Source organism: Blastococcus sp. SYSU DS0510, from assembly GCF_054050835.1.
The window spans coordinates 83811-109331 of the sequence record NZ_JBJHAC010000016.1 but is presented as its reverse complement, the minus strand read 5'-3'; the positions used below and the strand labels follow the sequence as shown (position 1 = coordinate 109331).

Here is a 25521-nt window from a genome sequence, read left to right as displayed (position 1 = left end):
GGTCCTGACCGACGCCGGCACCAAGATCGCCCCGAGCACCTACTACGCCGCGAAGACCCGGCCGCCCTCGGCCCGGTCGGTCAGTGACGCTGCGACCACGACGCTGATCGAGAAGGTGCACGCGGACAACTTCGGCGTCTACGGGGCCCGCAAGGTGCACGCCGAGCTGCACCGCCAGGGGCATCCGGTGGCCCGCTGCACGGTGCAGCGGTTGATGCGCGCCGCGGGGCTGCGCGGGATCAGCCGGGCGAAGGGGCCGCGGACGACGGTGCCGGCGACCGATCCGGACACCCGCCCGGACCTGGTCGATCGGGCGTTCACCGCCACTGCACCGAACCAGTTGTGGGTTGCCGACATCACCTACTGCCGGACCTTCGCCGGCTGGGTGTACGCCGCCTTCGTCATCGACGTGCACTCCCGCCGAGTCGTGGGCTGGCAGCTGTCGAAGAGCCTCCGCACCGACCTGGCTCTCGACGCCCTGGAGATGGGCATCTGGTCTCGGCAGCACGCCGGCCAGGCGGTCGACGGCCTGATTCATCACTCGGACCGCGGCGTTCAATATGTCGCCATCCGGTACACCCAGCGATTGGCTGAGGCCGGCGCGGTCGCCTCGGTGGGTTCGCGTGGCGACTCCTACGACAACGCCCTGGCCGAGGCCTTCAACTCGCTGTTCAAGGCCGAGTTGGTGCGGAACAAGGGGCCGTGGAAGAACATCGACGACCTCGAGATCGCCGTCGCCGAGTACATCGACTGGTTCAACCATCGACGACTGCACGGCGAGATCGGCCTGATCCCGTCCGCCGAGTACGAGGGCACCTACTACCGTCACAACCCCGCCCCGACACCCGCCGGAGCGTCAGTTCAGAGCCTCCACTGAACCCGGCGCGGGACACAGCAGCGCCTGCACGACCAGTTGCACTCGCTCTGCCCCGGGTTGGCCGCCCCCGATGGACACGGCCGGGCACTGAAGGTCGACAGCGTGATCGGCCAGGCAGTGCTGGACTGCGCCGCCGCCTTCGCCGGCCGACCCCCCTCACTGCGATCACTACGCGCTCGAGCCCACGGCCGGGTCCTCGCCAGCGAGGCGACGTTCTGGATCGAACGCTGGCGGACCTGCCTGAAACCACCGGCCGACGCGCCAGCGCGAGCCGCCCGGCTGCGGCGCAGCATGGCCCGCTGGCGCGCGTTGACCGCCGACATCGCCGCCGTCGACGGCGAGATCGCCGCGCTGTTGGCCGGCACCGACGGCCAGGTGCTGACCACCCTGCCCGGGGTGGCCACCAACCGAGCGGCGGCCTTCGCCGCCTTCAGCCTCCCGATCGACAGGTTCCCCGACGCCGAGCACCTCTACTCCGCCACCGGCCTGGCCCCGGGCAGCTACCAGTCCTCGACGATCAACCGGCGCACTCCCATCTCCCGCCAAGGACTGCCCGAACACCGCGACGCGCTGATGAACCTGGCCTGGGGTCTCTCCCAGCACTGCGGGCCCTTCATCGACCGCCACCGCGAGCTGCGCGCCCGCGGCCTGCGACCCATTCCGGCGCGCATCGCCCTGGCCCGCCATGCCTGCCGCCTGGCCTACACCCTGATCAAGACCCAACAACCCTTCGACGAACAGCGCTACCGTCGAGCCCGGCACCAGAGCGAGCGGTGACGGCTGCGTCAGCTATGCCGCACGACGGCGCAACCTAGCTTGCCGCCCGCTCGCCCTGGGGCCGCCCACGGCGCACACGAAAGCCTGCCGCCCGACGGCGTCTCATCAGCCTGCCGACCAGGCCCCACCGCCGGACCGACCACCGCGCTGCCCGCCAGGCCGGACATCCTCCGCGGAGCCCGGTCCGATGCCGCACGCCCGCCAGGCCCCCTTGACCTCAAGGGCGAAAGCTAGGTGGCGAGGGCCTCGAGGACGGTGGCGGCGCCCGTGGCTGCAAGCCTGCGGCCGAAGTAGACGTCGGTGGCTATTGGGGTGTTGGCGTGGTCGAGTTGGTCGGTGGCGGCGTGCGGGAGGACAGGCCGGGTGGTCCATGAGGGTGGCAACGGTCTTGCGGGAAGGTGTGGGTGGTGTCCCAGGAGAAGCCGGCGGGCCGCTGAGGCCGTGCCTTATCCGTGCCTTAAGCACCGGCCAAAGCCGGTGGTCAACGGTCAACAGGGGGCAGCACCGCTAAGGCACGGAAGGCGCTGTGCCGCCCCGGCTGAGCTGCACGAACAGGCATCCGGGCTGGTCAAGACGTGGAGCGGGTGACCGGGATCGAACCGGCATGGCCAGCTTGGAAGGCTGGGGCTCTACCATTGAGCTACACCCGCGTGACTGTGTGCCAAAACGTGTCACAAAACCCGTCTGGCCACTGTGACAAAACCGAGTTGATCAAAGCCAGCCAAGATCAACCGGGTTCCCAGTCCGTGTAGAGGGTAGCGCGCGGTGGGTCCGGCGGCCGTGGGGGTGCGTGATCGTGCTCGGTCGGGGGCTCGGCGGCCCGGTGAACGCCGATGGTCCTGCTGCAGGGCAGGCTGGCTCGCCGCCGGGCACGGTGCCGGGGCGGCTGGGCGAGGTGGTGGGGCTGGTGCCGGGGCTGAGGGCCGCTACGCGGCGGTCGGCAGCTCGTCCGGTGGCGCGAGCTGGTGTTGGTTGGCCCGCCAGACGAGCGCGTTGTACAGACTGACCATGCCGAGCTGCTCGAGCTGCTGGCGGTCGGCGCCCTTGCAGCGGGCACGGCGCAGCCAGAAGCGGCCGTCGACCCAGCTGTTGAAGCCCTCGATGCTCGATCGGTGCGGGTACAGCTCCTTGTACAGGCAGGTGCTGGGCGGGACCTGGCGGACGTTCTCGCTGCGGTTGATCTTGTCGGCACTCAGGTCCGTCAGGGTGCGCTCGCGGATGACGTCGACGTGGTCGCCGCACCGCAGCTCGTACTCGGCGTACCACTGGTAGGCCGGAACGTCCCGGCCGCCGCGGCGAGCGCGCCGGGTGGACGGGGTGCCGTTCTTCTCGGCCTCGCGACGGTCGAGCTCGGCCTGGTTGGTCTTGCGGCGGGCGCCGAGGTAGCGGAGCTCGCGCACCGGGAGGCTGCCGTCGCCGGCTCGTTTGCCGGTCTCAACGATGCGGCCGCCGTAGTAGTACAGGGAGTGTCGGCAGTCTCGGCCGTTGTGCTGGTGGGTGTAGGTGCGGATGAACTTGGACTTCTCCACTCGCGGCTTGTCGTCGGTCGCCGCCGCCGCCGCCGAGACAGGAGAGACGACGGCCAGCCCGTGGTCGCCGGACAGCCGGCCGATGACCTCGCCGGACATGGCGGCGTCGTAGAGGACGGCGTCCATCCCAGGCAGCCGCTCCTTGACGGCCACCATCCGCTCCTCGGCGGTCTTGACCTCCAGGCCGTGCTTGCGGACCCAGTCGAGGTCGACGACGACCTGGCTCCACTCGTTGCCGTTGCCGCCGGTGAGGCCGTAGACGAACTCGAGGCCGTGCTTCCACCCGGTGCCGGTCTTGAAGTCGTCGGCGTCGGCGTCGCCCTTGACGTCGGTGACCTCGCCGGTCTCCTTATCGACGAGCTTGCGGCGGGTGTGCAGCGGCTTCATCACGTGCCCGTCCCACTTCGTCGCTCCGCACAGCTGCGGCCGGTTCGGCGTGCTGGGCCCATCCACGGTGCACTGTCCGAGCTGCTGGGCGAGCTCGGCTGCTGCGTCGCGGAACGCCTCCTTGAGGTCCTCCAGCACCTCCTTGAGCCAGGTTCTGGCCGCGTAGCGGTAGTGGAAGGCGCGGATGGGTTCCTGCTCGGAGTTCCGGAGCGCTTTTAGCCGTCGGTCGCTGGGCACGGCCTTGATGAGCGCGTCGAGGAACCGGTGCCAGATCTGCTCGTCGCCTAGGTTGTGCTCGGTGCGCCGCGCGCTTCTGAAGACAGCCTTGACCAGCTCGAAGCCCAGGTAGACGGGTTCGGGGTAGTCGCGGCTGCGGCCGGTGTCCTTGGCGCCGGGCAACCGGGCGAACATGGCCACGGCATGAGGAGCGGTCAGGGCAGCGTCCATCGCCTCGAGGTCGGAGTACTCCAGCAGGCCGCGGGGCTTGCGCGACCGCTTCACGACCGCGGCGTGTCGGGTGGTCACGGCGTGGGCTCCGTGGCGTCGTCCCCGGTCGGCTCGGCGTCCGCGATCCAGTCGTGGCCGATGAGCTGGGCAGCGCGGTCGAGGCTGGACAGGCCGAGGTAGTTGGCCGCGTGCTCGATGCGACCGTGCTGCTCATAGGCGCGGCGGCCGACCCAGGCGGTGATCGAGCGCTGCGTGCAGCCGTCGGTCTTGGTCAGGCCGGCGCGGTCGAGGACGGCGCGCAGCAGCTGGCCGACGGCGGAGACCGGGCTGGTGTCGGTGCGCCCGTCGCGGTCGCCGCCGTAGACGAGCGGCCGGGTCGGGTCGAAGTCGGCCCGCTGGCGGAGGGCGTTGAGACGACCGGTCAGCTGCTCCCACTGCCATTCGGACGTCCCGAGGGTCCGTGGGCGGGTGTGCGGGCCGCCGTGCAGGTGGACGCGTCGTCCCGTGCGCAGGTCGCAGGGGCGGAAGGCGGCGATCTCGGCGGTCGGCGCGCCGAGTTCGGCCAACGCCCATGCAGCCGGCTGCGCGGTCTCCCAGGGGGTCTCGATCGACGCTGACCGGCAGTCGGCGATCTCCTCGTCCAGGAGTGCTCGCAGACCGTTGTACTCACGCTTGGGCAGCTCGAGGTCCAGAGTCGGCTCTCCGTCCGCCAGGTCGAGGCTGCGGGCGGTGCGATAAAGCTGCCGAAGGGCGGCGCGGCGGTTGTGCAGGGTGGGCAGCTGCGGAGGGCCGTATCCGTCGGCCGTGCGGATGTCGGCGTAGATCCAGTCGCGCGCCAGTTCGGCGTCGTCAGCCTCGCGCAGCGTGTGGCAGCCGGTGGCGCGGGAGTAGGCGATGAACTGGGCGGCGTTGCCGGCGAGCTTGGCAAGGGTTAGCTCACTGAGGTCGCGCAGCTCGCTGAGCCGGCGCCACTGGCTGGTGACGAGCGCCAGACCCTCCTCGAGCGTCGGGTCAGCCACGATCGCCCGCCAGACGAACACCTCGTTCGCTTCGAGGTGCGGCCACTGCTCCCAGGCCCAGTCGTAGTAGCCGGCGTGGACGACTCGCGCTCCGATCTCCGCCGGGCAGGAACCGGTGACCAGTTCGGAGGTGACGGCGCGGGGGTGCTGGCAGTTCGGGTCGAGCGGCCCGGGACCTGTGCGGCGCCCGAGTCGGTTGCGGGGCGCGTGCTCGCATCCACAGTCGGTGCGGGGCCGCTGTGCCGGGCAATCGCCGTGAGCGTGATAGCCGCACTCCCGGCTGCGCTCCTGGTTGCGCATCCGTCGCAGCTCGGCCTCTACAGCCGCCGCGCGACCACTGGCCCGGCGCGCGATCGCCGTGTCCGACTGCTTGTCCATCTCGTCCACCCCGGTGTTGCCGTCCTGTTGACGGCGCGGACCGTTCGGGGGTGATCGGGTTGGGCAGTCGCCACAGCGCGCGGCTTGTCAAGCAGGCGCCAGGACGGCGTGCGTACGGGACGAGCGTCGCCTTGCACCAGTCAGGTGGGGTCAACGGCGTGATGCCGGCCTGGGTGGCCGGGACGCCGTCAGGCACGTCGAGGTCCTCTCAGTCGGCCGCTGCGATTCAGCGGGTCAACGGAGATCGCACCTCGGTCTGCTGGGCAGGAGATCAAGATCAACGATCTTGCCCAGCCGTTGCTGGGCAACGACGACTGCACTGGACCTGACCGAGTGACAGGGATGGTCGAATGCCGGGCGTCGACGTACCGGCACCTCCGGTGCCGTGATCAGACCCGGAGGCAACCACGTCGACCGTCGGCGGAAGCTCACCCCGCGCGAGTACCTGATGAACCCGCACGGCTTCGGCCGAGATCCCCAAGCGCAGGTCCTCGTGCCCCCCGGTGGTGACCGCATCTCCGCGGAGATCGCCAGAGTGCAACACGCGCTCGTGCTGGCGTGGCGGTCCGCCCGGCCTGCCGGTTCCGGCAGCCAGGACGCCCGTGCCTTCGGCGTCTCCCCGTCGACCTGGAGCCGCAGCGTGTTGGGGGAGCGGTGGCTGGGAGAGACCGTCATGGCCGCCGTCTTGCACCGGACTGCGACCTGGCTGGAGTGAGCCCGGCGCCGGGGCCCCTCCGGATGGACGTACCGCACCCCGTCCTACCTGCCCATCCCACTGCTGTCCGGCATGCTGGCCAAGACGGCTGCGACGGCGGCGCAGGCAGCCCAGTGATCGGCCCGGTGCCCGCCAGCGTGACCACCGGTGGTTCACCACCCACATCACTGACGCCGGTGCCCGCGTCCGGTTTGTGCGCGGGAGGGGCAAGTTCACCGGGCCGTTCGCGAACGGGGGCTCAGCGCCGTGGGGCGTCGCGCCGCCTTGACCGACCGGAGTCGACCCGCTGGAAGCCCGGGCCTCTGCGGGGTGTTCGGCCGCCCATCAGCGGCCACCCTGTCGTCGCGCCCTCCGGGAGCCCCGAGACCGTGCTGCCTACCCACACCAGGGCCGCGCGGCTGCGAGCGCAGTTGAGGTGCTGGTGCGGGCCGGCGAGCCGCCGGTTGGTCGACGTCCACCGGGACCGGCCCGGCCGAAGGCCCGGAAACCCGTACCGCGGCGGCTGTCGGCACCTGGCCGAAAGGCGCGGGTGGAGGACGGCACCGGGTAGGAGCAAGGAACGGTGCGACTACTTGGTGCGCGATGTCGTCGTGCGGCTACAGACCGTCGTAGTCGTCGCCTACGCTGCGGGGCAGTTCCGGCACGTGGGCGTTTTGCCCTGCCGAGTACTGCACATCGACACGGGGATCGTCGGAGGTAGTTCATGGCACGCAGGCGCGGTTTCTTCGCCGAAATGGCCCACCAGGCAGCGGTGGCCGAGAAGAAACGGCAGCGCGATCAGGCTGCCGCCGTGCGTGCCCAGGCCCTGCTACAGCGGGAGGCCGAGAGGGCGCAGCGGCACGTTGAACAGGCGCTGCGTGCGCAGTCAGACCACGAGGCGAAGGTGGCCGAGTTCGAGCGGCAGCTGCTTCACAAGAAGGCCCAGGAGGCCGAGGTCGAGCGGCTCAACGGCGAACTCGCGCTGCAGCTGGCCGACATCGACAACATCCTGACCGCCACCCTCGAGGTCGACGACTACGTTGACCTCGAGAAGCTCCGCAAGGTCGCCGAGCACCCGCCGTTCGAGTCCCGGCACAGCACCCCCATCCCGCCGCCGGCGCCGACCCAGGTCCCGCCGGAGCCGGTGTACGTCGAGCCCGAGCCGCCCCGCGGTGTCGGTGCAGTCTTCGGCGGCAAGAAGAAGCACGCCGAGGCCGTTGCCGCCGCGCAAGCCGCACACGCCCAGGCGTACCAGCAGTGGCAGCAGGCCGCGGCCGCGGTCCCGATGCAGCAGCTCACCCAGCTGTCGGAGCACAAGCAGGCCGAGGACGCCCGCCAGGCGAACCTGGCCGCCGACCGGGCCCGGTACGAGGACGAGTGCGCCCAGCGCCAGCGGGAGGTCGACGAGTCCAACGCCGAGCTCGACGAGCTCATCCGCGACCTCGCGCAGGGCACGCCGGCGGCGGTCGAGGAGTACCTCGGCATCGTGTTCGGCAACTCCATCTACCCGGCCGAGTGGCCGTGGCCGCCGGAGTACAGCTACGACGCCGACACCCAGGAGCTGTCGATCCAGCTGCAGTTCCCCGCGCCGACAGACCTGCCGACCGTGCGTGCCTACAAGTACGTCCGCGCCAGCGACGAGATCACATCCAGCTCGCAGACGCAGAAGGAGCAGAAGGAGCGCTACGCCGCCCTGGTCAACAACATGACCCTGCGGACCCTGCACGAGGTGTGGGAGGCCGACCGCGGCGGCAACGTCACCAGCATCTCCCTGGTCGGCTCGGTCGCCCATGTCGATCCGGCCACGGGCAAGGACACGATGACGCCGCTGGTCGCCGTCGCCGTCGACCGGGCCACGTTCGAGGAAATCGACCTGCGCAGGGTCGCTCCGGCCGAGACCCTGCGCCACCTGGGCGCGGTGGTGTCGAAGAACCCGCACGCGCTCACGCCGATCAAGCTCGCCCCCGGCGTCCGGGCGCACTGACCGACCCACGGAGCGAGGGCCTCACCATGCACGGATTCCGCTTCAACGCCCCGCCGGGGTGGCCCACGCCGCCGCCGGGCTGGGTCCCGCCCGAGGGCTGGACCCCCGAGCCCAGCTGGCCCCCGGCGCCCCCGGGATGGGCGTTCTGGGTGCCCGACGAGGCGCCGTCGCCGCCTGTCGACCCTGCGGCGGTCGCCGCGCCGCCGGAGCCAGAGCACGTGGTCGCGCCCGCCGCGGCCGCCGTTGCCCCTTCGACTGCGAAGCTGGCTGAGCCCGCCACCCCCTCACCGTCCCCGGCGAGCGACACTGCCGAGCCGGTCGGCGAGCCAGCGCCCGCCACCGCGCCGCTGCCGCCGGCCCGGGACGCCCGGGTGCGCGAGCTCGAGGCCGAGCTGGAGGTGCTTCGCCGGCAGCTGGCCGAGGCGAACAGCCGGGCGGCCCAGGAGCGCCCGGCCGGCGATGACGACTTCGTCGAGCTCGACGACGCCCGGCTGCTGCAGCAGGTGGGCATCTACCACTACCACCACCCGCTGGAGAACGCGGAGCTGTACCGGGAGCGACTCACCGAGCTGCGCGAGCAGATCAAGGACCTCGTCAAGGCGGGCAAGGCCATCGAGGCCTCCGACCGCTTCTCCTACAACAACTCCCTGGCCGCCGGCCGGCGGATGACCGCCGACTTCTCCAAGCTCATGCTCCGGGCATACAACGCCGAGGCGGACAACTGCGTCCGCTCCCTGCGCGCCGGGGCCCTGCCCGCGGCCACGAAGCGGCTGGAGACGGCGGCAGCCACCATCGCCCGGCTCGGCAAGATGATGGAGATGCGCGTCTCGCCGGAGTACCACGCGCTGCGCATCACCGAGCTGGAGCTGACCGCGGACTGCCTGTTCAAGCAGCAGGAGGAGCGCGAGGCCGCCCGCGAGGAACGCGAGCGCCTCCGCGAGGAGCGCAAGGCCGAGCAGGAGCTGGCCGCCCAGCGGGAGAAGCTGGACAAGGAGCGCGCGCACTACCTGAACACCCTCGCCACCCTGCGCGCGCAGGGTGGCGTGGCCGACGTCGCCGACATCGAGAACCGGCTGGCCGAGATCGATGCCGCGATCGAGCTCAACGATTACCGCGCGGCCAACATCCGCGCCGGCTACGTGTACGTGATCAGCAACATCGGCGCGTTCGGGAAGACGGTGGTGAAGATCGGCATGACTCGGCGGCTGGAGCCGTTGGACCGCATCCGCGAGCTGGGCGACGCATCGGTCCCGTTCCCGTTCGACATCCACGCGCTGTACTTCTCCGACGACGCGGTGACCCTCGAGAACGAGCTGCACAACGCGTTCGCGGCCCGCCGGCTCAACCACGCCAACCCCCGGCGGGAGTTCTTCTTCGCCACGCCGGAGGAGGTGCGGGACGTGCTCGCCGAGAAGGTCGGCAACCTTCTGGAGTACGCGGCCACACCCGAGGCCGAGCAGTACTACCAGAGCCTTTCCAGCTGGCCGGCGGGCGTGCGCGGCGAGCCCGCCGCGTAGGTACCACGACACCAGGCCCGGGGATCGGTCACCTCGCCGGGGGACGCGGATGACCGGTCGACCTGGCTACCGTGCGGCGATGCCCTACCCGTCGCCCGCAGCTGCGACCGCTGCCGGAGTTCGCCGGCACCGCCAGCTTCCGGCCGGACCCGGCGGTGCAGGCGCGCCTTGAGGCATTCATCGTCGAGCAGTACGCGGCCGGGCGGAGCCGGCGCCAGCTGGCCGAGCTGGCCGAGCTGACCGACCGCAGCTTCAGCGCCGTCCGCAAGATCCTCGACCGACGCCATGTCCGCCGCCGGAGCTCCGGCGCCGCGGTGTCGCGCCACTCCGCAACGGCGAGCTAGTCGGGTCCGCTGCGTGGGTTTGATCGCCGCTCGCGCGCTACGCAGGTTTGGCGGAGGCCGCCCCTCGCTGGGCGCTGTCGTGCATGTCCCTGATCCATCCCCCCGTGATGTCGCGGAGCAGCCCTCGGGCGACGACCAGGTCGTCGGGCACGAAGCGGGGTGGGGCGGTGGTCCCGAGGCGGGACGGATGCGCGGCACGCTTCTCGCGCAGCGCGGCCACGGTCGGGAACCACCGGAACAGCTGGATGCGCTGCTGCTGGGTGACCAGGGCACCGGCATCGGGGCGGTTCGCCGCGTTGGAGCGCAGGGCGTCGACCTGCTCAGCCCTGAGAGCGACGTTGTGCCCGGCGTCGTGACCAGCGATGACTGCGAGGTCGACCATCTGGTCGGCGACGTTGATGGCCGCCTCGATGAAGGCGCCAGGGTCATGGCTGTTGGCTGAGCGTGCCCGCGCCTTGTCGACCCACTCCGCGAACCGGTCCCGGTGCCTCGGGTCGGGGATGAGCACGTCCGGGTCGAGGCCGGTGGTTGACAGGTCGAGCAGCTCGGCGAGGTTGCGGAGGGCCTCGCCGGCGTCGCCGGAGGTGAGCCGGTGCAGCGCCACCTGCAGCAGCTCGGCGACCTCAGCGTGGTCCTCCGCGGCGGTGAGGTCGGCCAGGACTCCGTGCTCCTCCGGGGAGCCGGGGGTCTCGGCGAGGACGCGAGCCGCCGCCAGGCGGATGTCGGTGGTCGGGGACGCCGCCAGGAGCACGGCGGCTGCGCGAGCACTGGCCGCGACGAGGTCGGCCGCAGTGCGCAGGTGCGCGATCCGCTGCTCGGTGTCGAGCCCCTGGTTCTGCGCCAGCTGCGCGTGCCGCTCCGCCAGCTCCCCGCGCAGAGCGCGGAGGTCGGGCTGACGGCCGGCGCGGCTGCTGTCGGCGGCGAGGACCAGCTGCGCCCGGTCGAGGTCCGCGCCGTCGGCGTCCAGGTCCAGCCGGCGAATCCACCGGCAGGCCGCGCGCAGCACCTCGATGTCGCGCTGCTTTGTGAGCAGTCGGCGAATGTGCTCGGTCGTGTCCTCGCCCAGCTGGTCGGCGAGCCCGTGACCCTCCGCGTGCCCGAGGAGCGCGCGCAGGACCACGGCGGAGGGGTGTCGCGCCTCCGGCTCGTCGAGCGCTGCCAGCGCCCGCGAGAGGACGCCGAACACGGCCTCGGGCCAGGCGTTGACCACGTCGAGGATCTGCAGGAACGTCTCGGGGTCTGCTGTGGTCCAGTCGACGCCCGCCGGTGGCGTCTCCACGGGCGGGTCCGACGGGCGCCGCCGCTCCCGCCGGCCGGGCTGAGCGCCGAGCAGTGCGCTGGCGTCCTGGGCGGTGAGGTGCGCCCGTGCCGCGAGCAGCACTGCCGCGGCATGGTCGGGGGTGCGCGCCGCGTGAGCGGTGAGCACGGCCAGCCCTCCCTCAGCGGCGAAGGCGGCGATGGCGTCCCGGTCCTCGAGCACCGCGTCCAGCAGATCGCCACGCAGCATGGCCATCGCCGGCGTGTCCGTGGCGGCCCGCATGAGTCCGGCGAAGAAGTCCGGGGCGAGGTGGGGCCTCAACGCGCGGGCTGCGCGCGCCGCGGCAGCGACGAGCTCACCGACGCGCGTCTCATCGGCGGGCCGGGGCAGGTCCACGGCGAGCATCTTGGCGGCGGCGGCACCGAGCTGACGGGCGGCACGCTCCGTCTCCACGTCAGCAGCACGAACCGCAAGGTCAGCCGGCTCGGTGGCAGCGACGAGCTCGTCGGCGACGGCGGCGGCGTCCTGGCCAGCGAGCGCGCTCGCCCAGAGCCCGTCCAGCGCCTGGCGGCGGCGCTCCTCGCCGCGGATGTGGGCGCTCTGCAGGCCTTGTGCGAGCCGCCGCCGGAAGCCCGCGCACACCGCGGCGGGGTAGCGGTCGTGGGCCCATGCCGAGAAGGCGGCGACATCAGCCTGCGGCAGCTCGCCTGCGGCGTGCTGGAGGAGCTCCTCGACGACGGCCGGCTGATCGAGTCCCGTCAGCACCTCGCGCAGCCGTGCGGCGCCGAGCCTGGTGACCAGCCCGGCCTCGAGCAGCGTCCGTCGGCCCGTCCCATGCGGGAAGGGCTCGGCGAGGAACTCCGTCGTGATCTGGACCGGGAGCCGGCTCAGCAGCGCCGCAACCGGCTCCCAGTCGGTGCGATCGGCACCGCGCCCCCGCATGTCCGCGACGGCTTCGACGACCTTGCGGGCTTCCTCGGCGTCGACCGGGTCTCTGAGCCGGGCGAGGACCGCGCCACGCTTGGAGTAGTGCTGCAGGTTCGCGAGGTCGAAGACCGCGACGCGGTCCTCCGGGCGCCGTGACGCGCCGAGGATGTCGAGGGCAGCGTCGACCACCTCGGCAGCGCGATCCGCGGGATCCCGCACCACCTCATGCGCCAGGGACACCACCCAGGGTGCCGTGACGTCGAGGCGGCGCAGGATCTCCGCGCGGCTGACGGCGGCGCCCGAGGGTTGCTGGCGGTCGCGCTGCGTCAGCTTCTCGAGGACATGTGCGGTGACCGCGCCGGTGAGGGCGTCCGGCACTGCCAGCTGTGGTGCCAGCTGCCGCGCGCTGGTGAACCGCTCAGGGGCCTGGCTCACGAGGGCCCACCACCAGGTGAACGCCGTCGCGTCGTCGGCGCGTTCCGCGATCAGCTGCAGTGCGCGGTCCCCGCCCTGGCGGGAAGCCACGGCGGCCAGCGCGGTGTACTCGCCGGCGGCGGCCAGGCCGTCGTCGCGGAGCCGGCCGAGCTCCCCCGGCTCGATGGGCGTGCTCATCCGCGATCGGCCCACGTCAGCCGCTGCCACATCCGCCTCCACCCATGGGTTGTTCGCCTGTTGGATGACGGTACCGACGCCCGCCGACGCTCCCCGGTGTTCAGCTGGCCATCAACCGCCCGCTGCCGATTGGCACGAGCAACTCCTGGCAGCTCACGCAACGGTTGGCAGCGACGCAACAATCGGCAGGAGCAACTTCCGTGCCAAATCCGTGCAACTGCTCACGGGGCGCCGACGCGAGGCTGCGCCGGATTCACCGTGGTCCCCGGCGCTGGCCGTACGGCGGGCAAGAGCCGGCTGAGGTCAGCGCAGTTGGCTGGTCTGCGGTGGTGGTTCGGTCAGGACGGCGGCGACGATCGTTGCGGTGTCGGCAACGCTGAGACGGGGCGGGTCGCCGCTCCACAGTTGGAGTGCGAGGCGGCGTGCGGAGTCGCTGGGTGCGGCGGCCAGGAAGCCGGCGTACTGGCCGCGATGTTCGATGTAGGCAGCGGTCCGCTCGTCCCACTCCGTCCTGTCCGGCCGCTCGCGGAGCTCGCCGGCCGCGTCGGCGTGTGCGGCGGCGACGTCGGCCCAGCTCGACCACCTCGCCGCGATGGTCTGGGTCGCATGGGGTCGGCAGCAGCCCTTTCCCACCGGGCTGAACGGCGTGCACACGGGTAGCGCGAGGAAGGGACCCGGAGGTGGGCACGCCGACCGCACGACGGGCAGCGGCCCGGATAGGGGCTGGGCGGACTCACTGTGACCGTGCCGCCGTCGGCGCCCAACTGTCCCGGTGCAGGTGCGACCCACTCGATGGCACCGTGGGGCCGCTTCTGCCAGCGCCACCGGTGACCACCGGCGGTCATCCGCGCCTCCGGTGCGCTGCCCACGGCGCGCATCGTGCAACCCGACACCGACAACCAGACTGTCCGGTGCAGGGCTCCGGGCCTGCCTCGCTGCCGCGTCCGTGTCCTCGGCGGGTGATCTCGCTCGGCGCGGGCACGGTCACCGCTCGACCCGTCTCACGATGCTGGTGAACCTGGTTGTCGGGAGGCCGTCCTCTCGCACGAGGAGCTGCAGCTCCATGCCGCGCCCGACGACCGGTTCCGGCCAGCTGAGTAGAACCAGGGGTTCACCGTCCCGGCGGAGGTGACTGCCGTCGCGGCGGAGCCGTACTGCGGTCATCGATCGCGCGTCGAGCTGGTAGACGGCGCCTTCGGTCACCACTCGCATGGTGGTCGCACCGGGTAGGGGCGCCGTCCGTGTCACCGGGCCGGGGATGGGGAGCCGGATGACCACCTGCGGCTCCCTGGCTTGGCCGTCGTCGTGCGACCGCCCGTGTCCGGACCGGTCGCGGGGTGGCTCGGTCACGGGTTGTCCCCGGGCCGGTCGGTGTCGTTCGACGATGCGGAGAGTGCGGCCTGCAGTCGGTCCTGGCAGTCCCGCAGGCGTGCCTCGGCGGTGTGCAGGCGTTCCTGAAGTTCCCCGTGCGCGTCCTGGATGTCGGCGAGCAGGCCGGTGAGCGCTCGGTCATCGAGTTGCAGGAAGTGCGGACCGGGCGGCAGGCCGCCGCGGACGACCCGCGGCCACTGCCGGGAGGCGAGCAGCTGCCGGAGTTCCTCGAGGGCGGCCCGTCCGTCACGGATGACCGCTGCATGCCGCTCCGGGGATCCGGAGTTGGCGAAGGTCAGGCAGAGCTGCAGGACGTCGCACAGCTCGGCCGCCCGGTCGGTCACTGCGATTCCCGGCGGGGACGGGACTGGTGCAGCGGACAGGCCGGATGAGCCGTCAGCTGGCGTGTCTGCCAGCGGGGATGCACCGGGCGACCGCGCCGGTAGAGGGTGACCACCTGCAGGTCCCCGTAGGGGTTCCCGGACGCCGGGGTTGTGCCGGCGGGCGAGGTGAGCAGCGCCATGGCGGTGCGAGCGGTCTGCAGCGCGACGTGGCCGAGGCTGTCGGTCCAGGCTCCCTCGTAGGTCGGGTGCGAGCATCCGACGGGGGTGAGCTGGGCGTCGGGGCGGGCGGGTGGCCACGGCACGGTGCGGGCATCGCGGTGCAGTTGCAGGCACTCCCAGCAGCCGCCGCCGGCGGCGGGCAGCGCGGTGATCGCGCCTCCCCAGGCGCCGGCGGTGGCCGAGGCGATCAGCAGCGGGGTTCCGGTGACGCCCAGGTGGGCGGCGAGGTAGCGGTTGGCGGCGGGGTTGGCGGTGCAGTCGATCACCAGGGTGCTGGCGGCCAGCCCGGGCAGCTCCCGACCGTCGTCGGCGCCGAGATGGCCCAGCCCCGTGGTGAGGTGCAGATGGGGGTTGACGTCGATGAGGGACAGCGCGAGGGCCAGCGCCTTGGGGCTGCCGGCGTCCCGCAGCGTCAGGAGCTGTCTGGCGCCGGTGGCCGGGTCGTGCCGATCCCCGTCGACGAGCCTGAGTCGTCCGACGCCGGCGCGGGCCAGCTCGAGGGCGACGGGGCCGCCGAGGGCGCCGACGCCGACCACGGTCACCGCGGCATCGGCGAGGCGGCTGGTGTCACCGGGCAGCCGGGCGGTGATCGCGTCCCGGTCGATCGCGTACCTGCGCCGCACCCGGACCCGGGGCGAGCGCGGCGGTGTGTTCGCCGGCGCCTCGGTGGCCGGCAGCGTGGCCCCGTCGCCGTCGAACAGAGACAGCTGCCCACCACCGAGCTCAGTCGGCGGCACGTCGTCGGTGGACGGTTCGGCCGGCTCGAACAGCGCCTCCAGGCTCCGCTGCTTGGGCACGCCGCGGGTGAGCAGCAACCACTCCTCGCGCGGCCGCCGGTCCGGGCCCTCACTCGCGACCAGCACCGCGACGGCGTTCGGCTCCTCTCCGCCGCCGTCATCCCCGGGGAGCTCGGTCAGCCGCTCGGCCGCCCGCCCCCACAGCTCGGCGCCGTCGAGACCCTCCTCGGGGGCGTCGGGCAGGCGGACCCAGCGAATGCGGCGGGCGCCGCGCCCGGTGAAGACGTCGCCCGCCCAGAGCACTCTCTGATCGGCGTCCAGGAGACTGATCAGGGCGGAGACCGGGGCGACGGTCCTGCTCACCGTGACCACGTCCGCCCAGCCGCCGGGCACGTCCGGTGCCGGCATGCAGTTGGTGTCGACTAGGAGCGCCCCCAGCGACAGACGCACCCGGGTCCAGGCCGCTTCCGCGCCGGCCTCCAACGCCAGCGTCGCCGGCGCGGCGCCGGGGTCGCGGCCGGCCGTCAGCAGCCGCGGCAGCTGGACGGTCAGCAGCGCGGCCAGGGTGCTGCCGGCCTGCCAGTCGGCGGGGTCGGCCAGCAGGCAGAGCTGGCCGGTGACCGGGTTGCGGTGCCGGGAGAGCCCGGGCAGCGGTTCGGGTAGCACGACCTGCGGGGCGAACCACGGGAACGCCACCGGGTAGTCGACTCTCAGCCGAAGGGTGGCCGGGTCACCGGGCTGTGCCGCAGGGTGCGGCCAGTCCAGGTTCAGCACCATCAGCGGGGGAGCGCCGGGTCCATCGTCGGGATCCACGGCGTCTTGCGTGGCCTCCCGAGACCAGCTGGCGCCCGCCGCGCTGAGCGCGGCCTGCTCCGCCGCCCAAACGTCGGGGTAGGCCAGCCACCACGGCGCGGTTGTGCTGGTCGTCGCCGGGGCGGTCATCAGCCCACCGGCCGCGGGTGCTCGCCGGAGGGTGCGGCGTACACCGGCGGGGCGATGGCGATTGTCTCCACCACCGTCTCGTCGGTCGTCTCCGTGCGCGTGGTGGACGTGGTGGTGTGCCGGGTGATGCGCCGCTGACCGGGCTCACCGGCCGCGGTGGGGGACGGCGGCGCGGTAGGAGCTGGCGGCGCCGGCGCAGCGGCGGGCTCGTCGTAGCTCGGGCTCGCCGGTGCTTCCGTGTCCACGGCGTCCCGGCCATCCTCGCTGCCGATCGCGTCAGGCTCCTGCTCGCCGACTTCCGTCGGTGCTGCGGTGGTGCCGGTCTCCCCGTTGCCGAGGTCGTTCTCCTGCGGGTGCTGGTTGTCCTCGGTCACTGCGTTCGTCCTCTCGGGTCGGCCGCTGTCGTTCAGCGGCGGAACCCGATCGCAGCCCGCGCGCCGTGGCGCACGCATCAAGATCACCGATGTTGCCCGGCCAACGCCGGCAACATCCCCACCCGACCAGGTGACGCTCCGGATGTCCCCGGGACCGGGGAGTACTTCACCCGTGCCCCCGCCGTACGCGCCGGGAGGGCGCCGGCGGCGCCTCCGAGGGCGACTCGATGCCGTCGACCGGCTCGATGCCGTCGTCTGACCGCCCAGGACTGTCTCCACCTGGTGCTTCACTGCTCCGGCCGTCCAACCAGCACGTCCTGGACCCGGAGGAGCGATGACCGAAGGCACCGACACCACGAACGAGGACCAGGGCGCCGACGTCCTCGGTGGCGCGGTCCAGCTCGATCGCCTGGATCTGTACCGGTACGCGACAGCGGATGATCCGCGGGTCCGCGAGCAGTACCTGGCGATCATGCGGCTGTTCACCGAGACGCTGCTGGCCGACCTGGCCGCGGCCGAGGTCGCCGACCAGCTCACCGCCCGCGGGCTGCCGGTCGGAGCCGAGGAGGTCGCGGTCCGCTGCGGGCAGCTGGAGGAGTGGGGGAACCTGGTCCGCTCGGTGCGCGACAGCCGTGTCGCTACGGTCGCGGACTTCCTGCGGTCCCGGTCCCGCTACCAGGCGTCCAAGCTCGGCGGCCGGGTGCACCGGCAGGTCGACGACCTGCTGCGCGCGACCAGCGGCGTCCGCGATGTCGCCCGGGAGCTGCTCGGTGACATGGTGGAGCGTCTCGACCGCATCCTGGACAAGATCACCGACGCGTCGGAGGTGGGGCCCGACGCCGACGCGATCGCCGCCGACGTCACCTCGGTGTTCACCAGCCAGCAGCTGTTCAAGGACAGCGTCACCGACTTCTACGCCTACCTCAACCAGGTACTGTCCCGCTACGACCTGGCCGGGGAGGAGTACGCCGGGTTCAAGGACCTGCTGCTGACCTACGTCGACCTGATCACCGCCGACGTCGCCCGGCATGCCCCGGTGGTCACCGCCCGGCTCGCGCTGCTCGAGCGACACCTGGACACCCTGCTGACCGTCCTGGACAGCCTGCCGACGATGACCAATCCCGACGGGTCGGCCGCCGAGCGGTCCCCGGGCCGGGTGAGCAGCGACTGGGAGGAGTTCGCCGCCTGGTACACCGGGCACGCCGGCCGGTCCGGTCCGGCGCAGCTGCGCACCGCCGCCGAGCAGGCGCTCGCGCAGCTGCTGGCCAACGCCAAGCGGATGCTTGCCGCGGCCGGCACCGGTGTCTCCCGGCGCACCGATCTGCTGCGGCTGGCCGGCTGGTTCGCCGAGGCCGGCCCGGAGGAGGCGCACCGGCTGTTCGCTGCCGCGTTCGGCGCCTACCCGGCCCGGCACGTCGTCCTGGGCCCGGAGGAGATCACCGGCCGCGGCGCCGGCGAGGCCACCACCTCCTGGTTCGACGCCGACCCGGTGCCGGTGCCGGTGTCGCTGCGCGAGCGCGGCGACCGCGCCGCCCGCGGCCGCACCTCCCGGGTGCCCGATCCCAGCGCGGAGCGGGAGCTGCTGCGCGCCGAGGCCGAAGCCGACGCCGCCCGGGACCGCGCCGCGGCCGCCGAGCTGGTCGCTGCCGGGCGGCTCGTCGGCGCCCAGCTCACCCCGGCCGCCCGGGACCTGGTCCTGGACCGGCTCGGGGAGATGTTCGCCGCCGGGCAGGACGTCACCGAGGCGCTGACCTGGACCGACGACGACCTGGGGTTCGTGCTGCGCGCCGAGCCGACGCCGGGGAAGGCCACCGTCATCGCCGCGCCCGACGGGGAGCTGCACGTGCACGGCCTGACCCTGACCGTCGTCCCCCTCGCCGCGTCCCGCGGCACCGGATCGGAGGGCTGAGCCGATGAGCAGCCCGATGACCGCCGGCGTGGACGCCGAACGGCGCGACGCCGCCCGGGCGCTGCTGCGCTCCCCGTTCCTCACCGCCGCCGACGCCCCGGAGACCCTCGCCCTGGTCCGCCGGCACGCGACCGCGCTGAAGAGCACCTTCGCGACCCTGCTCGGCTATCCGCTGGTCGTTGAGGCCAGCTTCGCCCGGCTGATCAAGGCGCCGCTGACCGACGACGCCCCGGCCCGCCCGGCCCGGCGGGCCTCCGGCGGGGAGTTCACCGCCCGCACGTACGCGCACGTGGCGCTGCTGTGCGCGGCGCTGCTCGCGCCGGGCATCGGCGAGCAGGTGCTCATCAGCGGGCTGGTGGAGCAGTTGCGCGCCGACGCCGCGCGGGCCGGGGTGACGCTGGAGGACAGCTACACCGACCAGCGGCACCTGGTCGCCGCGTTCCGGCAGCTGATCGCCTGGGGCGTGCTCGAGGAAACCGAGGGGTCGGTCGCCGCGTGGGGCGACCGGCACGACGAGGCGCTGCTGACCGTGCACCGGCAGCTGCTGCCGCACCTGCTGGCCCGCAGCCTCGCGCCGCTGGCCGGCCCCGCCGACCTGCTCACAGCCGGCCCGGACCTCGTCGAGCAGCCCCGGCGCAGCCTGCGCCGCAAGCTGGTGGAGAACCCGCTGGTGCGCCGCGAGGACCTCACCGAGGCCGAACGGGACGCGCTGAGCCGGGAACGGACCGAGCTGACCCGGCTGCTGGAGGACAACTTCGGGCTGCTGCTGGAGGTCCGCGCCGAGGGCGCGCTGCTCTACGACCCCGACCGGCAGGTCACCGACACGGAGTTCCCCGGCCCGGGCACGGTGAAGCAGGCCGCCCTGCTGCTGGTCGACGAGCTGCTGCGCGTACACGCGCCGACCGGCGGCCGGACCGCCGAGGTGGCCGGGCGGAGCGTGCCCGGGCTGCTGTGCGACTGGGACGAGGTCGACGAGGTCGTCACCGCGCTGGCCGGCCGGCACCGCAGGGCGTGGGGCGCGGAGTACGTGACCCACCCCGACCGGCTGCGCGCCGAGGCGGTCGGCGTGCTGGCCGGGCTGAGCCTGGCCACCGGCACCCCCGACGGGCTAGTGCTGCACCCGGCCGCGGCCCGCTACCGGGCGGTGGTGGAGACCCCGCCGGCGCGCACCCGCGCGCAGACCCGGCTCGGCCCGGACGGCCGGGACGGCTCGGACCTCGGCGCCGGCCCGAACCCCGACCTGTTCACCGACAGCACCGACGGCACCGACGGCACCGACAGCACCGACGACAGCACCGAGACCGACATCGACACCGACGGGACGACCGAGTCATGACCCTGCCGCTGACCGCACCTGCCGACGAGTACGACGACCTCGAGCAGACCCCGCCGAAGCGGTTCCCCAGCCGCTGGCGGCTGCACCGCGGCGGCATCGTCAACGTTTGGTTCTACTACGACGAGGAGTTCACCTTCTCCGGCGGCCGGGTCATCTGGCGCGGCACGAACGGCGCCGGGAAGAGCCGAGCCCTGGAGATGCTGCTGCCGTTCGTCTTCGACGCCGACCGCCGCGGCATCGACGCCACTGGCCAGGGCAAGGTCCGCCTCGAGGAGCTGATGAGCGCCGGCTTCCGGGAGGAGGGCACCAACCGGGTCGGCTACCTCTGGCTGGAGCTGAAGGGCGAGGCCGACGGCGGCGGCGACGAGTACCTCACCGTCGGGGTGTTCATCCGCTATTCGAAGGCCAGCGCCGAGGCGAAGGCCTGGTACTTCCTCACCGACCGCCGGGTCGGGGACGGCCTGCCGCTGATCGACCAGAATCGGCACTCGCTGTCCCGCGACCAGCTGTCGGCGCTGATCGGCGCCGACGCGCTGACCGAGGCGCCGGAGAAGCACCGGGAGCGGGTCCGCGCGCAGGTGTTCGGGCTGCCCGGCGAGCTGGGCAAGGAGCGCTTCACCGGGCTGCTGCGGCTGCTGCACGTGCTGCGCAACCCCGACGTCGGCAACAAGATCGAGGCCGGGCTGCTGCCCTCGATCGTCTCCGACTCGCTGCCGCCGCTGGCCGAGGCGGCCCTCGGCGCGGCCGGTGAGCAGCTGGACGGGCTGTCGGAGACCCGCGACGCGCAGCGGGAGCTGGAGGCCGACGCGGCGCACGTGGCCACGTTCCTGGGCACCTACCGGCGCTACGCCGCCGGCGTGCTCGGCGACGCCGCGGAGGCCGCCCGCGCCGCGGCCGGGGTGGTCCGCGAGCGGGACGGCGACGTCCGGGACGCGGTGCAGCGCCGGGAGGACCTGACCCGCCGGCACGCCGAGGCGCGCACCGCCCGCGAAGAGCTCGAGGACACCGAGCGGGCTCTGGACGGGACCATCGCCGGCATCCGCGGCTCGCAGGCCTACGCCGACGCCGCCGAGCTCGACGAGGTCGCCGGCCGGGTCGCCGCGGTCCGCGGCACCGCCGAACGGTCCCTGGGCGCGGCGGAGACCGCGCGGCGGGCCGAGGCGCGCAGCGTCGTCGCCGCCGACGGCCGGGCCGAGGAGGTGGCCGGCTACGCCGAGGGCACCGCCCGGCAGCTGGCCGACCTGGGCGCGCTGATGGCGCAGGCGGGCATGTCCGCCGACGTGCTGCCGGCCGCGGTCACCGCCGGCCGCGCCGAGCCGCCGCCGCGGACCGATACGGTGCGCACCACCGCGGACGCCGATCCCGGCCCGGTGCCCCGCCCGCAGCCGCAGACGCTGACGGTCACCCCGGCCGACCCGGCCGAGGTGTCCCGATCGGTGCGCAACGTCGCCGCCGCCGCGCGCACCCGCGCCGATCAGGCCGGCAACCGGCTGACCGCGGCGCGCAGCCTGGCCGGCCAGCTGCGCCGCGTGGAGGGCGCCGAGGAGACCGCCGAGCGAGCCGGGGCCGCGGCCGAGACCGCCGAGGCCGACGCGGTCGACGCCGCCGACGCCCGCGACGACGCCGCGACCGCGCTCGCCGCCGACTGGCGGACCTGGGTGGGCGCGCCGGCGACGACCGCGGCGCTCGGCCCGGTGGACTGGCCGGTCACCGCGGTCGGGCCGCTGCTCGCCGACGCCGGCGCGCTGACCGGCGAGGCCGACGACGAGGAGCAGCTGGCCGAGCTGGACCGGGCCGCCGACGACGCCGCGGCCGCCGCCCGGCAGCGGATCGCTGACGACCGGGCCGAACTGCGCGCCCGGCAGGAGGCCGCCGACGCCGAACGGGAGGAGCTTGGCACCGAGGCCCGGGAGCTGCGCGGCGAGCGGGATCCGGCGCCGGCGGCGCCGCCGTGGCAGACGGCCGCCCCGGCCGGTGGCGTGCCGCTGTGGCACGCGGTGGAGTTCACCGGGCCGCTCGCCGCCGACGACGCCCCGGCGACGGAGAAGGCCGGGCTGGAGGCCGCGCTGCTGGCCGCCGGGCTGCTGACCGCACACTTGACCCCGGACGGAACGCTCACCGCCACCGACGGGCACGTGCTGCTGTCCGCGGCCGGCCCAACGGCGGACCGGCCGCTGACTGCCGCGCTGGCCGCCGACCCGGCGAGCCCGCTGGACCCGGCCGTGCTCAACGACGTGCTGGCCCGGATCGGCCTGGACGACCCGGCACATCCGGTGTGGGTGGGCCGCGACGGCGCCTGGGGCAACGGCCCGCTGCACGGCAAGCACACCGCGCCCGTCGCCCGGCACATCGGTGCGCAGGCCCGCGCCGCGGCCCGCGCGCAGCGGCTGGCCGAGATCGCCACCCGGCTGGAGCAGCTCGATGCCGAGGACGTCGTCCGCGCCGCTGAGGCCGAGGCGCTGACCGCGGCCACGGCCGGGCTGGTCGCGCAGCTGCGGACCGCGCCGCGGACCGCGGCGCTGGCCCGGGCCCGGGTGCAGGCGGCCGTCGCGGCACGCCAGGCCGAGCGGGCCGACCGCACCGCACGGACCGCCCGCGCCGAGGCCGACCGGCTGCGCACGGAGTGGCGTGCCGCGTCGGTGCGGCACGTCGAGGCGTGCCGGGCGTTCGGGCTGCCGACCGACGCCGACGCGCTGGCCGTGGTGGCCGGACAGGCCCGGGACGTCGCGGCCGGCTGTGACCTGCTGGCCGGCCGGTTCACCGAGCTGGCCGCGCAGCTGGCCCGGCACGCCGCCGCGCTGGAAGTGGCGGCCGCGGACGCGGCCGGCCGCGCCGAGGCGGAGGAGATCGCGGCTGCGGACTGGCTGAACTGGCACACCGCCGATGCGGAGCTGGTCGCGCTGCGGGCCAGCGTCGGGGAGGACGTCGCGGCCATCCGCGAGCAGCTGGCCGACGCCGAAGCCGAGCGGGGCCGGGTGCGCCTGAAGCTGGGCAAGGCGCGTGACGCCGAGGGTGACCTGGGCGGCAAGGCCGGGGAGGCCACGGCCCGGGCGTCGGCCGCCGAGCAGCGGGCCGCCGACGTCCGCACCGCGCTGGCCGCGGCTCTGCTACGGCTGCGGCGGGTCGCCGACCTGCCCGGCCTGGTCGCCGCGGCGCTGCCCGGCGAGGTGCAGCTGCCCGAGCTACCGGCCGCCGATCCGGTGGCCGTGCAGCCGACCGCGGTGGAGGCCGCGGCGCGGGCCGTGCTGACCGCGGCGGCGGTCGGGCGCGGCGGAGCGGTCGATCAGACCGCCGCCGGGCGCGCGGTGCAGGCCCTGCAGTCGGACCTGACCGGCACCTTCGACGTGCTAACCACGGTCGCCGACGGGGTGCTACTGGTGGAGCTGGTGGACGCCTCGGGGCCGCGGTCGGTCGCCGCGGCGCACGACACGCTGACCGCGCGGGTCGCCGAGGGCCGCACGGCGCTGACCGAGCGGGAGCGGGAGGTGTTCACCCGGTTCGTGCTCGGCGGGGTCGCCGAGGAGCTGCAGCGGCGGATCAAGCAGGCGCAGGAGCTGGTCGACGCGATGAACGCCAGCCTGTCGACGATCCGCACGTCGCACGGGATCAGCGTGCGGGTGAACTGGTCGCTGGCGGTGCCCGACGGGTCGCCGCTGGCCCGCATCCGGGAGCTGGTCGGGCTGCCCGGGGAGATGCGCACTCCGGAGCAGGACGGGGAGCTGATCGCGCTGATCACCGCCCGGGTGGAGGAGCAGCTGACCCTGGACGCGACCGCCGGGTACGCCGCGCACCTGAAGGCGGCGCTGGACTACCGCTCCTGGTACGAGGTGGACGTGCGCATCCTCGGCCCGGGCCCGGGGCAGGACCGCGGCATCAGCAAGCGCAGCAAGCTGTCGCAGGGCGAGACCCGGTTCGTCTCCTACATCACCCTGTTTGCCGCGGTCGACGCGTACCTGTCCGGACTGCCCGACATCTCCCGGGCGCTGCGGCTGATCGTGCTCGACGACGCGTTCGCGAAGGTCGACAACCGCACCATCGGGGTGCTGATGGGGCTGCTGGTCCGCCTCGACATCGACTTCGCGATGACCGGGCACAACCTGTGGGGCACCTACCGGCAGGTGCCGGAGCTGGACATCTACGAGGTCCGCCGCCGGGAGGGCGGCGCGGCGGTGACCACGCACGTGTTCTGGGACGGGCACACAAAGCACCTGCGGGTGGCGCGATGACTCTGCCGCCCGCGGGGGCGCCGGTGCTGCCGGAGCGAACCCAGAGCTGGCTGGCACACCCGGCGCTGGCGCCGCTGTGGGAGCGGGTCCGGGACCGGCTGGAGCGCAACCGGCTGGCCGTGTCCGGCACGGTCGCCGTCGAACTCGATGCGGACGGCGCCGGTCGACTGGAGCGGCTGCTCGGTCGACGGGTGACGCCGGGTGTCGTCCGGATCCGGTTGGAGACCCTCGACGGCGCCCTGCGGTCCTCGGCCGCCGCGGCCGGGCTGGTCGCCATCGCCTCCGCGCTCGGGGGGCCGTTGATCGACCGGACGGCGGCGCGCGAGGAGCGCGATGCAGCCTGGTCGGCGGTGTGGGCAGAACTTGACGCCGGGCTGGCCGCCGCCGGACTGATCACCGCAGGGTGGGCGCCGACGTTCACCGAGGGGGTGCGCCGGTCCGGGCTGCTCACCCGTGCTGGGGCTGGCGCGGCCCGTTCCGCCGTCGGCGTGGCGACCGCGACGCTGGCCGAGCTCGCCGAGGACACGCCACTGACCGGGGCGGCCGAGCTGGTCGAGCCGCGATGGGAACTGGCCGAGCTCGCCGGCCGGACCACCGGAGACGCGCACGGTCTAGACGACGGCCACCTGGCCGCCGCGCTGCTGCTGCGAGCGGTGGCCGCCGCGACCGGGGAGCCGGCACCGTCCACCCCGGCGGAGCGCCGCGCGCTGTGGGAGCGCGTTGGGGTCACCACCGACCAGGTGTCGGGCACCGTGCTCGTGTGGGGCCTGCAGCCACCCGGCCCGGGCCGGTGGGCGGCGATGATGCGGGAGCGCGCCGACCAGGGACTGCCCACCCATCTGACCCTCTACGAGCTGCGCGCGGCCGTCGAGGCGCCGGCGACGGCGGGGGAGCGGGTGTTCGCCTGCGAGAATCCGCAGGTCTTACAGGCGGCGGCGCGCGCCGGAGCCACCGGCCCGCTGGTCTGCTTCTCCGGCAATCCCGCCTCGGCCGGGCTGTTGCTGCTCGCCCAGCTCGTCGACGCAGGCGCGGACGTGACCTACCACGGTGACTTCGACTGGGCCGGGATCCGAATCGCCGCCCGGCTGGCCCGCCGTGGTGTGGCCCTGTGGCGCATGTGCGCCGGTGACTACAGGGCGGCGGTCGCCGACCTGCCGGCCGACGGGCGACTGACGCTGACCGGGGCGCCTGCGCCGACCCCGTGGGACGAGCAACTGGCCCTGGCGATGAGTCGCGAGCGGATCGCCGTCCACGAGGAGATGCTGCTGACATCACTGGTTGACGACCTGCGGTAGCGCGCTTCCAGTGCGGGC

Annotated in this window: 19 protein-coding genes and 1 tRNA gene; 10 read left to right on the top strand and 10 right to left on the bottom strand. The window is 73.7% G+C overall.

Annotated features, from left to right (window positions below; translation table 11 throughout):
• Positions 1 to 877, top strand: an 877-nt coding sequence (locus ACI79P_RS14390) for an IS3 family transposase (protein WP_456581739.1), incomplete at its 5' end; no start/stop codon positions are given.
• A 102-nt stretch (positions 878 to 979) separates the two neighbouring features.
• Entirely contained in the window at positions 980 to 1654 is a 675-nt protein-coding gene (locus ACI79P_RS14385; RefSeq protein ID WP_456581738.1) for a transposase, read from the top strand.
• Between the two features lie 230 nt (positions 1655 to 1884).
• Here ACI79P_RS14385 and ACI79P_RS14380 read toward each other — a convergent pair whose 3' ends face one another.
• From ACI79P_RS14380 to ACI79P_RS14365, 4 genes are all read right to left on the bottom strand, one after another.
• Positions 1885 to 2037 carry a hypothetical protein gene (locus ACI79P_RS14380; protein ID WP_456581737.1) on the bottom strand — a complete coding sequence of 51 codons (153 nt, stop codon included), beginning with the start codon at positions 2035 to 2037 and terminating at the stop codon, positions 1885 to 1887.
• 193 nt (positions 2038 to 2230) lie between these two features.
• A tRNA-Gly gene (locus ACI79P_RS14375) sits at positions 2231 to 2304 on the bottom strand.
• Between the two features lie 276 nt (positions 2305 to 2580).
• The gene (locus tag ACI79P_RS14370; protein WP_456581736.1) at positions 2581 to 4095 is read right to left on the bottom strand and encodes a hypothetical protein; all 1515 of its coding nucleotides are present in this window, start codon (positions 4093 to 4095) and stop codon (positions 2581 to 2583) included.
• Entirely contained in the window at positions 4092 to 5414 is a 1323-nt protein-coding gene (locus ACI79P_RS14365) for a hypothetical protein (protein ID WP_456581735.1), read from the bottom strand. Before ACI79P_RS14365 ends, ACI79P_RS14370 begins: the two co-directional genes overlap by 4 nt.
• A gap of 385 nt (positions 5415 to 5799) precedes the next feature.
• On the opposite strand from ACI79P_RS14365, the gene ACI79P_RS14360 reads away from it, so the two are divergent.
• From ACI79P_RS14360 to ACI79P_RS14345, 4 genes are all read left to right on the top strand, one after another.
• Complete coding sequence (locus ACI79P_RS14360; protein ID WP_456581734.1) at positions 5800 to 6129, top strand: hypothetical protein; 330 nt, start codon at positions 5800 to 5802, stop codon at positions 6127 to 6129.
• 703 nt (positions 6130 to 6832) lie between these two features.
• Positions 6833 to 8092, top strand: coding sequence for a hypothetical protein (locus ACI79P_RS14355; RefSeq protein ID WP_456581733.1), 1260 nt, complete (start codon positions 6833 to 6835; stop codon positions 8090 to 8092).
• A 371-nt stretch (positions 8093 to 8463) separates the two neighbouring features.
• A complete protein-coding gene (locus ACI79P_RS14350; protein WP_456581732.1) occupies positions 8464 to 9609 on the top strand; it encodes a DUF4041 domain-containing protein in 1146 nt (381 codons plus the stop codon).
• 155 nt (positions 9610 to 9764) lie between these two features.
• On the top strand, positions 9765 to 9953 hold the full coding sequence (locus ACI79P_RS14345) for a helix-turn-helix domain-containing protein (protein WP_456581731.1): 189 nt from the start codon (positions 9765 to 9767) through the stop codon (positions 9951 to 9953).
• 37 nt (positions 9954 to 9990) lie between these two features.
• Here the strand turns inward: ACI79P_RS14345 and ACI79P_RS14340 are convergent, their stop codons facing one another.
• From ACI79P_RS14340 to ACI79P_RS14315, 6 genes are all read right to left on the bottom strand, one after another.
• Positions 9991 to 12750 carry a hypothetical protein gene (locus tag ACI79P_RS14340; RefSeq protein WP_456581730.1) on the bottom strand — a complete coding sequence of 920 codons (2760 nt, stop codon included), beginning with the start codon at positions 12748 to 12750 and terminating at the stop codon, positions 9991 to 9993.
• Positions 12751 to 13053: 303 nt separating this feature from the next.
• Positions 13054 to 13404, bottom strand: a complete 351-nt coding sequence (locus ACI79P_RS14335) for a hypothetical protein (protein WP_456581729.1) — start codon at positions 13402 to 13404, stop codon at positions 13054 to 13056.
• A 330-nt stretch (positions 13405 to 13734) separates the two neighbouring features.
• The gene (locus tag ACI79P_RS14330; RefSeq protein ID WP_456581728.1) at positions 13735 to 13953 is read right to left on the bottom strand and encodes a hypothetical protein; all 219 of its coding nucleotides are present in this window, start codon (positions 13951 to 13953) and stop codon (positions 13735 to 13737) included.
• A gap of 143 nt (positions 13954 to 14096) precedes the next feature.
• Positions 14097 to 14465: a hypothetical protein gene (locus ACI79P_RS14325; protein ID WP_456581727.1), complete on the bottom strand. Its 369-nt coding sequence runs from the start codon at positions 14463 to 14465 to the stop codon at positions 14097 to 14099.
• Entirely contained in the window at positions 14462 to 16363 is a 1902-nt protein-coding gene (locus tag ACI79P_RS14320) for a HesA/MoeB/ThiF family protein (RefSeq protein WP_456581726.1), read from the bottom strand. The genes ACI79P_RS14325 and ACI79P_RS14320 overlap by 4 nt, the downstream gene beginning before the upstream one ends.
• Positions 16363 to 16737 (bottom strand): hypothetical protein, encoded by a 375-nt coding sequence (locus ACI79P_RS14315; RefSeq protein ID WP_456581725.1) that lies wholly within the window; start codon positions 16735 to 16737, stop codon positions 16363 to 16365. Before ACI79P_RS14315 ends, ACI79P_RS14320 begins: the two co-directional genes overlap by 1 nt.
• Positions 16738 to 17071: 334 nt before the next feature.
• Between ACI79P_RS14315 and ACI79P_RS14310 the strand changes: the two genes are divergently transcribed.
• The 4 genes from ACI79P_RS14310 to ACI79P_RS14295 are packed head-to-tail and all read left to right on the top strand — an operon-like array spanning position 17072 to position 25503.
• The gene (locus ACI79P_RS14310; RefSeq protein ID WP_456581724.1) at positions 17072 to 18646 is read left to right on the top strand and encodes a TIGR02677 family protein; all 1575 of its coding nucleotides are present in this window, start codon (positions 17072 to 17074) and stop codon (positions 18644 to 18646) included.
• 4 nt (positions 18647 to 18650) lie between these two features.
• Complete coding sequence (locus ACI79P_RS14305) at positions 18651 to 19982, top strand: TIGR02678 family protein (protein WP_456581723.1); 1332 nt, start codon at positions 18651 to 18653, stop codon at positions 19980 to 19982.
• Positions 19979 to 24208 carry a TIGR02680 family protein gene (locus ACI79P_RS14300; RefSeq protein ID WP_456581722.1) on the top strand — a complete coding sequence of 1410 codons (4230 nt, stop codon included), beginning with the start codon at positions 19979 to 19981 and terminating at the stop codon, positions 24206 to 24208. The genes ACI79P_RS14305 and ACI79P_RS14300 overlap by 4 nt, the downstream gene beginning before the upstream one ends.
• Complete coding sequence (locus tag ACI79P_RS14295) at positions 24205 to 25503, top strand: TIGR02679 family protein (protein WP_456581721.1); 1299 nt, start codon at positions 24205 to 24207, stop codon at positions 25501 to 25503. The genes ACI79P_RS14300 and ACI79P_RS14295 overlap by 4 nt, the downstream gene beginning before the upstream one ends.
• The last annotated feature ends 18 nt before the right edge of the window (positions 25504 to 25521 follow it).